Below are 12,116 nucleotides of genomic sequence, written 5' to 3' on the forward strand. Positions count from 1 at the left end.
TTTCTGGTCATCTTGTTGATTTTAAAGAAAATAATCTTTGCGTTCCTGTTATTTCCTGTTTCTCAAATATGTTAGTAAACAAAAATAAACCTGGCAAAGCTACAACTTCGCCAGGCAATACAGCACTCTCGAATGAAATATTCACTCAAAAATCTATCGTTTTATTCAATTTTAAATCTGTTGCTTTTATTCTTTATTTCACTCGATGGAAGAGAGAACGAAAATAGCTTGCTCCTACAATCAAAATGAGTAACACACCCATCCATGTAATTAGCTTGTTTATGGTTCTACTACCAGTTTCTGGTAAATCGCTTTTTCTCTTATCTGTTTCTTTCGCTTTTTCTTGATGATCAATTCCACGAGAAACAAAATCAGACTGTTTTAGCACACTTTTTAGGTTGCTCCCTGCATTTCTCTTTTGTTCCTTAGTTGGTATGATAGGTACCAAATCAAGTTCATTATTTACTTTTCCTGTGCTGCTTTCGCTACTTGTGTTTCCTGTGCTACTTTCACTACTCGTACTATCCGTACTGCTCGACGGTCCAACAACTGTCCAACTACTTGGTTTCAAATTCTCCGTAATCGTCATCTGTCCATCATAAAAAACAATCAAATCAACTTTATCTTTACTCTTGATCTCATCAATCGATAGTTCTGCAGAAATCATTATTGTATACTCAATACCAGCGGTCCATTGTACGTCCTTTAAACAAACTTCCCCAATAACCTTTTCTGAACTTCCATTACCATCCCAACCATATGTTAGAACAGCATGTATATCACTAGCATTCACGCTTTTATTTGGTTTGATCGGAATAGTAATGACTTGTTGTGTCACGTCATAAACGATCCGATCAGTTTTCACAGTAAATGAAAGATTTTCATTTGTCCGTTCATTTGCAGAAGTACTGATTCCAATCATTGCTGCAATTATACTTAGCCCAAGAATAACAAATAATACGGTCGCTGTTGTCTTCATTTCAATCACTCTCCATATAATTACCTTCTATTTGATAAAGGAATTATATAAAATGAAAATGATGAGAACACGACAGTCAGTTGTGAAAATCTAACAAAAGATGTCGTGTATTCGTTTGAATCTGTTTACTTTTTCGTTTAATCAATGAAAGAATTAAAAAAGCAAGACCGATATCAGCCTTGCTTTCTTCATCTTTTATTGATAAACAGCAGTGTATTTCTTCATCCGCTTTGTTTTATATGCATAGAGTAACAAACCAACAATCAAGACTAACAAGAATAATGTAGTCGATATAGACGCTTCAGCCCCAAAGTTTCCCCCAGTAATTATTGTGTTTTGCGATTGAACCAGAGTGGAGAAAAAACCTTGTTCTTGCGTTCCGCTGACTGGTATACCCAAAATAGCTCCTTGAGTTTAATTCCAAGTAATGTGAGCACCGATGGCCGTAAATAAACTTTCTGTACTGTAGATAAGTGCACTGAAAAAGCAACCTGCTAAAAAGATATTGAAAACTGCCAGAAATGTCATGTTAGGATTCAATCCATGTAAAAGAGCAAATAATGCAGCAGATCCAATCATTGCTATTAATGGACCAAAACTAAGCAACTGATGCTGAAAAAAGCCACGGAATAAAAGCTCTTCGGATGCCCCCACTGCAATAAATAAAATAAAACTCGTGATCAGCGGCACAATATTTGCGTTTCCTGAATCTAACCGATACGCCCCTATCAAATATAATGGACTAGTAATAAGCAGAAACACTCCAATTCCAACAACGAGACCTCCCCCTAAATATCCCCAGTCTTTTCCTCGTCCAGAAATACCATAATCTTCCACTTTTTTCCCTTCTATCTTACTAGCAAGAAATAAAGCTAGTAAAAAAACAACTAAATGTCCAACCGTACCAGCAATTGCTCCAATCCATTCACTGTCTCCAAGAAACATATCCGCAAGTGCATTATTGACAAGAATTCCTAAAACAAAACCAACTAAGACTATTAAAACAGATCCAATCAATCGAATAATCCTGATCATCTTTCATCCCTCCTTTATATTAAGTGTAATAACCCTTTTCTTTCTTGTCTCGTGAAAAATATCTAAATGTTCTCCATCATAGAGAGAAAAGATTTTTACGAACTAAGAATGTCTACAGCAACCTTACGAAAATGAAAGACTGTCTGCCTGGTTCTTCTGTTAGACTGTCTTTAATAAGGAAAGGATGGGAAATTTTTTGAAAAAACAACTACTGATTATGTGCCTTTCAGGATTTGCTATTTTACTATTCTCAGGTTGTAGCAAGTCCAATGAAACAATTGCAACGTTTAAAGGTGGAACACTTACAGTTCAGGATTTTTATGATAACCCAAAAGTTAAATCAAACAATCAAACACTATTAAGAAAAATGATCGTCTTCAAAGCGTTTGATGATGTATACGGAAAAGAGATTTCTTCAAAGGAAGTAACAAAAGAATATAATGAACAAATCAAAAAACTTGGTCCAAACTACAAGGAACAATTAAAAGCAGTTGGCCAAACGGAAGAGACATATAAGAAACTTTTGAAACAGATGCTGGCTTTCCAGTACGGTTTGAAAGCCAATGTAAAATTAACAGATAAAGATCTAGACACTGCTTGGAAAGAATTCCATCCAGAAGTTAGTACACAGATCATCCCATTTTCGACTAAAGAAGAAGCTGATAATGCAAAAAAAGAAGTAAATGAAGGGGAAAATTTCTCCAAGCTTGTTCAAGCTTATGGAAAAAATAAAACACTAAAGGAAACTGATGGAAAAATGAATTTTGATTCAACCAATCCAGGGATTCCTACTGAAGTAAAAAAAGCAGCATTTCAATTAAACAACGGGGAAGTTTCTGATATCATTCCTGTAACAGATCCAACGACTTATCAGCAAAGCTATTATCTAGTAAAAATGGTAAAAAAACAGGATAAAGGTGCCAATAAAGATAAATACAAATCAGAGCTAGAAAAAATCGCCACGGAAACAAAAACCCTTGATACGGAATTCATGGATAAAACAATCCATAAAGTGATGAAAAAAGACAATGTAACTATTAAAGATCCTTATGTAAAAAATATATTCAAATAAACAAGCTTGACCCGATTGGGGATGTGGCAAGCAAGTTTCGGAAATTACTTCTTATTTCTTAAAGATGAACACTTCTGCCACGACCTCATGCGGGTTATTTTTTTCCATACCAAAACAAGTAACTGAATTTATCACAATCATATCAATATAAAATAAAAAAGAAGTTTTTTTATTTATGAACATGCTATATAAAAAAACCTAAGTCAACTTGACGACCTAGGTTCAAAAATGGATATAAAGATGAATAATTACATAAAATGAATATATTATGTTTATAAATCACTAGGATTGATTTCATCCGTTTCTACGATTGGAACGGATGATTTTTTTAACACTTCAAATCGTTTAACGTCATTTACCCCATACACTTGATACTCGATTCCAGATTTATTTAGTTTATTGATTGTTTCTTCTGTAGCAGCATCATTAGATACTGAGAGCAACGCTTTTTTATAACTTTTTACTTGTTCAATCTCATCTTCAAGTTTATTTTTTTTTTCATATAACCAAGATACTGTGCAGTCAGGATGATTCTTTACGACTTCGTCTCGGATCTTTTTATCCGTCAGTACAAAAAATGAACGTTCATACACACTATTTTGTTTTAGCGTGTTTACGATGTCATTAACAAAATGTTCATCCTGCCAGTTTCCTTTTGAACCATCCACGTTGACAATCAAGTTATTTTTTTTGATTTCCTTTACGGCTTCTTCAAAAGTAGGTATCTTAACTTTTTTATTTACGTATTCTGGATAGTTTTTCGTATCTAAATTAAACTTCTTTAGTTGTTTGATCGTGTATGTATCTGGTTTCCCCGTTCCATCTGTTGTTCGATCCAATGTGTCATCATGCATCAAAAAATTCACGCCGTCTCTACTTGTCCGAACACTTGTCCGAACATCAATCTCGACTGCTTGGTAGCCTAATATTTTTGCTTGATGGATACTCTCCACCGTATTCTCAGGCGCAATAATGTGTGCGCCACGATGAGCCACTAAGTAAGTACCTTCATGTTCCAACCAATTATTTGCTAATGAAACACATCCTGTTAATAAAACAGTGAATAGCATTACTATTCCAATCTTTTTTTCACTTGCCAAATCACCTCAAAAACAAGTATAGCAAACTTAAACCTGTTTAAAAAGTTATTTTAAAACGAGCTAAAAATATCCTTATGGACTTTTTCTTCTTGTTCTGTTATACTAAAGAAACACGAAAGATATTTTTATGCGACACTTTTCATTTGTTTTTATGAAATTTATTCAAAACTGGCGTAACTTCAGAGTTACAAGGATGTATTAGAGGTTAGGGAATACATCGTTTAAATGAGAAATAAGTAATAGTTAGTAATAGTCACCGAAACTTTAAATTAATGAATATTGAATCGTCAGATAGCCTTCTCGAGTTTTCGAGAAGGCTATCGTTTATTTTATGGATAAGTGAGTCCGCAAGTCATTCCTCATCCCTCATCGGAGCTCATCAAGTATTTCTGACTGTCAATGTTGAAAATCAGACGTTTTGTAAGTCTATTTCTTTTTTTGATTGAAGGCATTATCTGCGATACCTTTACTTGTTTTTCCTCTTTTTGCATCATTTGCTAAAATCCCTGAGCGTTATATAAGCAATGTTTCTCTTTTTGATATATAATTATTTTATCATTTAAGAAAGGAGAATTCTAATGAAAACTTTAGATGCTATTGCATTAACTTTATTGATTGTGGGAGGGCTGAACTGGTTGTTGGTAGGCTTGTTCGAATTTGATTTAGTAGCTATGATTGCTGGTGGTTCAACAACTATTTTTGCGAAGATCATTTATATCATCGTAGGTATTTGTGCGATTTACTGCTTGAAATTTTTCCCTATGATTACTAGAAAAGTTGATGAAAGATATTAGAAAGCTATAATTATTAAAAAAGCAATTATCTTCATGAACCTTCCCATTAGTGGGAAGGTTTTTTTATTTGAAGTCATCTGATTCCACATGGAAAGTGGTATACTGAATCAAGATAATCTATTTTAGGAGGTACCATCATGAATAAAGGGATTTACGTAGGATTGTTGGGGGTTGTACTACTTTTTTCAGCCTGTGGAAATGCTACAAAGAATTCTATCAATGAATCTTCACTAACCAATTCAACACCTGTGGTCGGTTCAACTAAAAGTACTTCTACTGCTTCCATTACTAATACTTCTACTAATAATGTAGATTCTCAATATAACCAATCAAGCATTCAGTCGTCTACCATTTCTTCAACATCTGAAATGCAGGAAAGAACTGAACCTTCTCTTCCATTGGAAAACTCTGATGAAGCACTTCTATTTCTTATTGCCCATCGTTCCGAATTACAAAGTGAAGATATCGTTACTAGCTTTTATCAAAAAATCGATCAAGATTATTTGTTCACGACTTCTAGCAAGCAGACTCGTGCCCAAGGAGGATCAGGAAGTGTCGGTTTCTATCGAGTTTCCCCCGATGGAGTGATCTTGATAACTGATGCGTACGGCACACCGTTTTGATGATATAGAAAATTTCACATTTCTGTCTGTTCATTGTGTGTTTTAACGCTATTTTATTTTGAAAAACGCGAACGAGTATCTCAATCGTTCGCGTTTTCTATTTCAAAATTCTCTGGTACGTCCCATTTATTCGCCACCATTTTTTTGTTAGATGCAGTCATACGATATAAGTGACCATTTGCGTCAACTACATAGTTTGCTACAGCTACTTCTTCCATAAAAATATCTACTTCTACTTCTCTAACTTGATTGATACGAACGTCAAACCAATAATGGTTAGCGCTTACAATAGTTGGATCTTCTAACTTCAAATGATAGTATGCCCACTTCTCTACTTGCTCTCTTGTTAAATTTGTGGTATCTACTTCGCTTTTTGTCAGTTGTGTAATAAAATTAGTCGCCGGATGGTTTTCTAAATCCAATTTTTCTACATTTGGGTAAAAGAATTTGCTTATTATAAAAAATGACACGATGATGATTCCTGCTATACAACATGTGTAATAGACGATTTTTCTTCTACGGGTTTTACGTATCGTTTTTATTTGGTAATTTCGCGCTTCTCGATCTCGCCATTTTCGTTGCTGCAAAGCTGTTTTTTCTTTTTCTAAAAGATAGCCGAGTTCACGTTTCTTTTGTGGATTGCTTGTCCTAGCGATTTCTAATTCTAAATGATAGATTCTGCTTTCTTCTCGCCAATAGGGATTTGTGGTTTTTGCCATATTTTCTCCTCTCTAAATTATTTTCTTACTATTATTCTAGCAAACCCTTTCTCAAATTAGAAAGATAACCTTTGTAATTCACTAGATGAAACATTCACAAAGACAACCGTTATACTTGAATTTTTTTCAAAATAGAGTTATTACATAAATAGGGATAAATAAAAAATACTCTATTGAAAGGATGATCAAAAATGGCAAATGTACCTAGCATTCGCGACATGTTCCCTGATTTCAATGATGTGTTTAGTCCAGCGTTCAATGATTTTTTAGGTGTTTCAAGTTATCCAAAAGTAGATTTAGTTGAAAACGAAAAAGAATACAAACTAACAGCTGATATGCCTGGCTGTGACAAAGAAGACACGACAGTTGAATATTCAGACAATACTTTGACGATCTCCGCCAACCACGAGTCCCATACGGAAGATAAAGAAAATGGCAACTATGTACGGAAAGAAAGACATTCGGTCTCTTACAAACGTTCATTCTATCTTCCTGATGTTGATGAAGAAAAAATCACCGGAACCTTTAAAAATGGTGTACTGAAATTAGCATTACCTAAAACGGCGCATCATCCAAAAGAAACGAAAAAAATTGAGTTAAACTAAGAACTTTCGCCTCTCAATAAATGAGAGGCGATATTTTTATTTTTGATAAGAACAAGTGATTTCTAATTGAAATTCATAGTTATTCAGAACTAATTCAATAATCCTAATTAAAATTTCAAACGATACAAAAAAATATTTTGTTTTGGCGATAAAGATGGTATGATCTCTCTTGGTAAAAAATATGGGAGTTGATCATTTGATTGTCTTAAGTAAACTTTTATTTTGGATACCATTCATCATAATGACCAGTATTTTCTTTTACTTATTCAAAAAACTGAACAAATACTTACTTTTATCTGCTTGTCCGATGATTTATTTTATCCATAAAATCAGAGGCTTTTATTATTATGACTCTGGTATTTCATTGTTTTACTACGAAATCGGTTTATTAGCTTCGGCCATCTTTTTCATTTGTGTGTTAGGATATTTCAGAAAAAAATAAGCTTCCAGTCAAAATTGGCTGGAAGTTTTTTATTTTGGCGTAGAACTTTTCATTTGATATTCATACAAGTTGATCCATTTTTCTATTATTAAGTACATACCATTGTTACTCTTTGAATGTGAGGGATAAAGAATAAAAGGAGCTGGTATTTTGTTAGCTATGAGTAAAGCTTTATTTTTACTTCCCTGAACATTCATGTTTATTGTTTTATGTTACTTCAAAAGGGGGGGGAAATGGTGCTGGATCGATGTTTTGCTGTTTCTTCCCTTTTTTCCGCTTATTTATTTTCTGGAAGAAATTTAGGATGACATGGCATGTGATTCTGCTTTTCTTTTTAGTCATTCCTTGGGGCTTATGCTCTCACTTATGTTCTTTGCCATTGTGCTATTTTTTTGAATAAAAAATAATGTATAAACACGTTTGTCCCAACTAATTTATCTTGTAACTTGATTTTTTGCATTAAAACTAAATAAAAAGATAAAAAAGTTCGGTATTTCGCACATTTTTATTATAGATAAACGTTTAGACAAATTGGATTACTTTTAGGTTCGTGATACATTGGCATAGAAATTATTTGCAAATTATAAGTTTACATCATTTAATTATAGTTACATACTATTTTCCCCCCCTCATTCTCTGATATTCCAAAGATAATTTCTACTTTGTTTTGATTTTTGCAGTGATTCACATGACAAAAATGTTCGACTTTTCGATTGTATTTCTTACTTCAATTCATTAATAATGTGATTGTCACTTGTTTCATTTATTTAATCATTAGGAGGGGAAAATTTGAATACTGTTCGTTTGAAAAGAGGACTTTCTACCTTTGAATTGAAAATTTTAGGGATTACATTGATGTTTGTCGATCACATTCATCAAATGTTTTATCCGTTTGGTGTCCCCGACTGGCTGGATTGGTTTGGTAGACCAGTTGCTACTTTGTTCTTTTTTATAAGCGTTGTAGGCTTCTCACATACACATGATAAAAAGAAATATATGCAGCGGCTTTATCTCTCAATGGTTCTTATGGCCTTTTTTACTTATTTTTTAGGTAATATCGTTCATTATGATGAAGTAGTATTAATGAATAACCTTTTCAGAGATCTGTTTATTGGTACGGTCATGATGTATGCAATCGATCTTTTCACTGAAGGAAAAAATACAGGAAGTTGGAAAAAGATTGTTACAAGTATTCTCTTATTCATTTTACCAATCTTGCTCTCATTATTTATCCCGTTGTTATTTTCTAGTCCTGTTATCCTTCAAAACAAAGTTGTTTTTATGCTGATTACATCATTTTTACCTGCACTGCTTTTGGCAGAAAATAATTTTATGGTTCTTTTGATTCCTTTGCTTTATTTAGCAAGAAATCACCGTAACATTCAATGTGTCATCATTTCGATTGTTGCTGGAATATTCTTCTTTTTAGGTACGACCCAGTGGATAATGATCTTTTCAATCATCCCAATCTTGCTATATAACGGACAAAAAGGAAAAGGAATAAAATATTTCTTTTATATTTTTTATCCGGCACATATTGCCCTATTATATTTGCTGTCTGCCTTTTTATATAAATACTAGACTGATGAATGACCATTTCGATTTAGTTCCTGTCTTTAGTCTTTTTTACCCATTCCATGTTACAATCGCTTTGCAATCGATCTCAAAAAAGGAAGCAGGAGGGAAAAAGATGAAGCAACTATTACCGTTTTTGACATATAATGGTCAAGCAGAAGAAGCAATCAATTGGTATCACAAAGCTTTTCCTAACTCCCAAATCACTAAGTTGAATCGGTATGGGGATGCGAGCAAAGAGGAATCGGATCTTATCCTTGAAGGTGAACTTAAGTTAGGCAATCAAGTAATTGGATTTTTGGATATGTCAAAAGATTTCCCTGCGCCTGTCTCCACCTGGGCATCTACCATTTTGATTGAAGTAGATAATCAGGAAGAATTTGATCAGGCATTTAATACATTAAAAGATAGCGGAACCGTAATGATGCATGAAAAAAATTACGAAAAGTATACGGAAGTTTGCTGGGTGACTGACAAGTTTGGCTTTACTTGGCAACTGTTATTCTAGTCATGAGATAAAACGAAAAAGCGATAGTTGACTTTCCATATTTAGTGGATGGCAACTATCGCTTTTTCTCTCGAGTAGCATTACTTTTCTAATTTGAATAATTCGTCTAACGCATTGGAGAATGTTGTTATTTCAAAATCTGGAAATTTCTTTTTAAATTTATCAGAATTAAACTTGTTATCATAATGATATCTAGGTAGTAACTCTTTTAGCTCTTGCATATTTTTATTGAATATAGAACCAAGATCAAACATCCATTGTTTGATCACTTTATATTTTACCGGTTTGCACAACTTTTCTTCCATCAACTTTATCATCTCTTCATATGTTCGACTTACATCACAAGGTAGATGCCAAGTTTGGTTATAAGTGTCAGGATGATTTGCTAAAAGTGCCATGGCTTTACTAGCATCAGGTGTCCAAATCAAGGTCCTTAAAGTTTGATCAGAAAACTGTTTGTAATACTTTGCGTCTTATTAGGTCCATAAAATTCAGGAGCGCGACAAATCATCACATCGATGTCAGGATTCTCCATTTCAGTCACTAGCCGATCTGCCATTTTAGCTCGAACAGTGGATTTGATACCATCATAAATAAATTTGCTATCCTCAAATTGTTCCGTGTCATTTTTTTCGTACATATAAGTGTTATCGAAAAAAACTAATTTCGCCTTTGTTTCTTTACAAGCCTGTATGACATTTTCTAACATGATTTCAAATTTTGTTTTCCACTGTTCGGAGTCCATCGGTAATCCTGCAGCAAAATAAACAATCTCACTTCCTGCTACAGCACGAATAGTTGCCTCACGATCTAAAATATCCGCTGAGATTAGTTCGTCTGTATCGTTGATTGATTTCGGATTTCGACTAACTAAGCGCAACTGTTTCCCGTACGTTTGATTGAGTTCTTTTGCTAATTCGTATCCAATTTGGCCATTACTACCAATAACTGTTTGCATTTAGATAACCTCCTTGATGGATGTTCGTGCTAGTTCTCTTGTTGAATACGGGTTTTGTCCAGTAATCAGATGTCCATCCTTTACCACATGACTCTTAAAGAAACGCTTCTTGATAAAATGTCCTTTTCTCTTTACAGTCATCTCTTCATTATCAAAAGGAACTACTTTGCTTTTCATCGCTAATCGTTCCTCCGTTTTAGTAAAACCAGTCAATTTTTTATTTGCTATTAAATAGTCATTATTAGCAAGTCTGATATTCAATAAACCTGCTATACCGTGGCACACAGATAATACATAGCCATTTGATTCATAAATATCACTCGCTATTTTTTGTAATGCGTTATTTTCTGGAAAATCCCACATCACACCATGTCCTCCGGTAAAGTAAATAGCAATATAATCTTCACTCTTTACGTTTGCAGGAGACAACGTATTCCTCAAACCTTTTTCAATAAATGTTGCATTAGAATAAATGTCCATAACATCAGAATCTAGATTTTTCATACTTCTAGGATCAATCGGCACATAGCCACCTAACGGACTAACAAAATCAGCTTCAAACTGATATTTATAGATTTCTGCTAAAAATTCTACTGTTTCTCCTAGCCAAAGCCCAGTAGCTTTATTTGTTCCTTTATATTGATTGACGTTTGTTTCAACGATCAGAATTTTCTTCACTGTCTTTTAGCTCCTCTATTTCAGTTATTACATCATTCAAAAAATCTCTTAATTTGTATATATTTTTATTTTCGTGTTTTAGATAGTAAAAATTTTTAGTTCCTTCTTCTCTGACCTCTAATAAATCGGCGTCTTTTAAAATTTTCAAGTGGTGTGATACTGCTGGTCTTGATAAACCTGTATCGTCAGTTAGTTCTCCTACTTGCAAGCCATGACAGCTTTTTTCATTTAATAGTCTAATCAAGATTAATTGTCTCTTTGCGTCACCTAACGCTGCTAAAAAACCACTCAATGATTCTAGTTCTGTTTTTAAACGATCATGTCTAATCATTGTAGCTCACCTCTTTAGTTTATATGTTTAAACCATTAAACCATATTTGGTAAAATATGTAAATTCCTTTGCTCAGAAAAGTATCTTCTTTATGATTTGACGGTTTCAGAAAAAGATATCAAAGCAAGTAAAAACTGAGTAACAGAAAATAAACAAACTAAATCAAACAATAGTGTTAAACTTAATCAATGAACGAAAAAAATCCCTCACCTAATATTACAGTGAAGGATTTTTTCTACCAACATAAACAAAAAAACCACCTCATATGAGGCGGTTAACGTTCAACATTATTTTACGATATTTACTGCTTGAAGACCGCGTTGACCTTCTTCAATATCATAAGTAACTGCTTGGCCTTCATCTAAAGACTTAAAGCCTTCTCCTTGGATTGCTGAAAAATGAGCGAACACGTCATTTCCATCTTCACCAGTGATGAAACCAAAACCTTTATCTGAGTTAAACCATTTTACTGTACCTTTATTCATATATATTTCCTCCTGATACGTATATAATACGTGTTTTATTGCAATTAATATTACTTGGTAAAAGGAGTTTTTATAGTGTGAATATATCGCTCAGATTACGTTTCAAATTAGATTACTTATTTACTGTAACACGTATATAATACTAACACAAGGATAATCACTCGATATAAAGTTTAAAAGACGCCGATTGTAAAATTAAGCTAGACAACTAA

13 protein-coding genes and 3 pseudogenes are annotated in these 12,116 nt (G+C 33.5%); 8 read left to right on the forward strand and 8 right to left on the reverse strand.

Annotation, left to right across the window (positions count from 1 at the left end; genetic code table 11):
* Positions 1–193: 193 nt before the first annotated feature.
* A complete protein-coding gene (locus HMPREF2731_RS11550; RefSeq protein WP_070873027.1) occupies positions 194–979 on the reverse strand; it encodes a cell wall anchor protein in 786 nt (261 codons plus the stop codon).
* A gap of 195 nt (positions 980–1,174) precedes the next feature.
* Positions 1,175–2,014, reverse strand: a pseudogene (locus tag HMPREF2731_RS14600) (lysostaphin resistance A-like protein).
* 184 nt (positions 2,015–2,198) lie between these two features.
* Between HMPREF2731_RS14600 and HMPREF2731_RS11570 the strand changes: the two are divergent.
* Positions 2,199–3,086 carry a peptidylprolyl isomerase gene (locus HMPREF2731_RS11570; protein WP_065773076.1) on the forward strand — a complete coding sequence of 296 codons (888 nt, stop codon included), beginning with the start codon at positions 2,199–2,201 and terminating at the stop codon, positions 3,084–3,086.
* Positions 3,087–3,358: 272 nt separating this feature from the next.
* On the opposite strand, the gene HMPREF2731_RS11575 is transcribed toward HMPREF2731_RS11570, so the two are convergent.
* Complete coding sequence (locus HMPREF2731_RS11575) at positions 3,359–4,156, reverse strand: glycerophosphodiester phosphodiesterase (protein ID WP_070873047.1); 798 nt, start codon at positions 4,154–4,156, stop codon at positions 3,359–3,361.
* A gap of 608 nt (positions 4,157–4,764) precedes the next feature.
* Here HMPREF2731_RS11575 and HMPREF2731_RS11580 point away from each other — a divergent pair.
* Together HMPREF2731_RS11580 and HMPREF2731_RS11585 are read left to right on the forward strand one after the other, a co-directional pair.
* Positions 4,765–4,980 (forward strand): DUF378 domain-containing protein, encoded by a 216-nt coding sequence (locus HMPREF2731_RS11580; protein WP_002293281.1) that lies wholly within the window; start codon positions 4,765–4,767, stop codon positions 4,978–4,980.
* Positions 4,981–5,117: 137 nt separating this feature from the next.
* Positions 5,118–5,603 carry a hypothetical protein gene (locus HMPREF2731_RS11585; RefSeq protein ID WP_070873031.1) on the forward strand — a complete coding sequence of 162 codons (486 nt, stop codon included), beginning with the start codon at positions 5,118–5,120 and terminating at the stop codon, positions 5,601–5,603.
* An 80-nt stretch (positions 5,604–5,683) separates the two neighbouring features.
* Here the strand turns inward: HMPREF2731_RS11585 and HMPREF2731_RS11590 are convergent, their stop codons facing one another.
* Positions 5,684–6,322 (reverse strand): hypothetical protein, encoded by a 639-nt coding sequence (locus tag HMPREF2731_RS11590; RefSeq protein ID WP_070873033.1) that lies wholly within the window; start codon positions 6,320–6,322, stop codon positions 5,684–5,686.
* Between the two features lie 191 nt (positions 6,323–6,513).
* Between HMPREF2731_RS11590 and HMPREF2731_RS11595 the strand changes: the two genes are divergently transcribed.
* The 5 genes and pseudogenes from HMPREF2731_RS11595 to HMPREF2731_RS11610 all read left to right on the forward strand — a co-directional run bounded on the left by HMPREF2731_RS11595 (position 6,514) and on the right by HMPREF2731_RS11610 (position 9,452).
* A complete protein-coding gene (locus tag HMPREF2731_RS11595) occupies positions 6,514–6,927 on the forward strand; it encodes an Hsp20/alpha crystallin family protein (protein ID WP_002291922.1) in 414 nt (137 codons plus the stop codon).
* A 181-nt stretch (positions 6,928–7,108) separates the two neighbouring features.
* Positions 7,109–7,369: a hypothetical protein gene (locus HMPREF2731_RS15580; RefSeq protein ID WP_070873035.1), complete on the forward strand. Its 261-nt coding sequence runs from the start codon at positions 7,109–7,111 to the stop codon at positions 7,367–7,369.
* A gap of 195 nt (positions 7,370–7,564) precedes the next feature.
* Positions 7,565–7,765: pseudogene (locus HMPREF2731_RS15585) on the forward strand (hypothetical protein).
* Positions 7,766–8,158: 393 nt separating this feature from the next.
* On the forward strand, positions 8,159–8,950 hold the full coding sequence (locus HMPREF2731_RS11605; RefSeq protein WP_070873036.1) for a TraX family protein: 792 nt from the start codon (positions 8,159–8,161) through the stop codon (positions 8,948–8,950).
* Positions 8,951–9,059: 109 nt separating this feature from the next.
* Positions 9,060–9,452 (forward strand): VOC family protein, encoded by a 393-nt coding sequence (locus HMPREF2731_RS11610; protein ID WP_002291926.1) that lies wholly within the window; start codon positions 9,060–9,062, stop codon positions 9,450–9,452.
* Between the two features lie 80 nt (positions 9,453–9,532).
* Here HMPREF2731_RS11610 and HMPREF2731_RS11615 read toward each other — a convergent pair.
* From HMPREF2731_RS11615 to HMPREF2731_RS11630, 4 genes and pseudogenes are all read right to left on the reverse strand, one after another.
* Positions 9,533–10,410, reverse strand: a pseudogene (locus tag HMPREF2731_RS11615) (NAD(P)H-binding protein).
* Entirely contained in the window at positions 10,411–11,088 is a 678-nt protein-coding gene (locus tag HMPREF2731_RS11620; RefSeq protein ID WP_070873038.1) for a type 1 glutamine amidotransferase domain-containing protein, read from the reverse strand.
* Positions 11,066–11,419: an ArsR/SmtB family transcription factor gene (locus tag HMPREF2731_RS11625; protein WP_002314933.1), complete on the reverse strand. Its 354-nt coding sequence runs from the start codon at positions 11,417–11,419 to the stop codon at positions 11,066–11,068. The genes HMPREF2731_RS11620 and HMPREF2731_RS11625 overlap by 23 nt, the downstream gene beginning before the upstream one ends.
* 287 nt (positions 11,420–11,706) lie before the next feature.
* Positions 11,707–11,904, reverse strand: a complete 198-nt coding sequence (locus HMPREF2731_RS11630) for a cold-shock protein (RefSeq protein WP_002291933.1) — start codon at positions 11,902–11,904, stop codon at positions 11,707–11,709.
* Positions 11,905–12,116 lie beyond the last annotated feature (212 nt).

The sequence above is a fragment of the Enterococcus sp. HMSC072F02 genome (assembly GCF_001837725.1).
GTDB classification, from domain to species: domain Bacteria; phylum Bacillota; class Bacilli; order Lactobacillales; family Enterococcaceae; genus Enterococcus_B; species Enterococcus_B lactis.